This window comes from Methanobrevibacter sp. UBA417, assembly GCF_002508845.1.
Lineage (GTDB): Archaea > Methanobacteriota > Methanobacteria > Methanobacteriales > Methanobacteriaceae > Methanobrevibacter_A > Methanobrevibacter_A acididurans.
On the sequence record NZ_DAZC01000036.1, the window covers coordinates 1 to 364 of the forward strand.

1 protein-coding gene is annotated in these 364 nt (G+C 30.2%); it reads right to left on the reverse strand.

The genetic code is table 11. The features are described from left to right. Positions 1 to 45 precede the first annotated feature (45 nt). The gene (locus BP769_RS07840) at positions 46 to 312 is read right to left on the reverse strand and encodes a PRC-barrel domain-containing protein (RefSeq protein ID WP_409198462.1); all 267 of its coding nucleotides are present in this window, start codon (positions 310 to 312) and stop codon (positions 46 to 48) included. Between the last annotated feature and the right edge of the window lie 52 nt (positions 313 to 364).

The following is a 364-nucleotide window of genomic DNA, read 5'->3' on the forward strand; positions in this document are numbered from 1 at the left end:
TAATGTAAAAAAATGGGGGGGTATTAGAGAATTTAGAGAATAGTTTTATTCTGTTACTATTATGAATTCTCCAACTTTTTCAACTTTAGTGAAAGGAACGAGTAATAGGTCTCCTTTACGTTTAGCGCCTTTTACATGAACGTTACGGCCACTTTCTACGCGAATAGCAATATCAACTATTTTACCAGTTTTTTCGTTTATTATAAGTTCGTCAAGAACTCCAAGTATACGTGCATTATTGGTTGCTACTTGATAATTCTTAATTTCACTCCACATTTTTTCTTCTTTTTTAGGTATTGCCTTATTTTCCATTATAAATTCCACCAAGTTAATTTTTTCATATGTTTTTTAATTTCTGTATTCT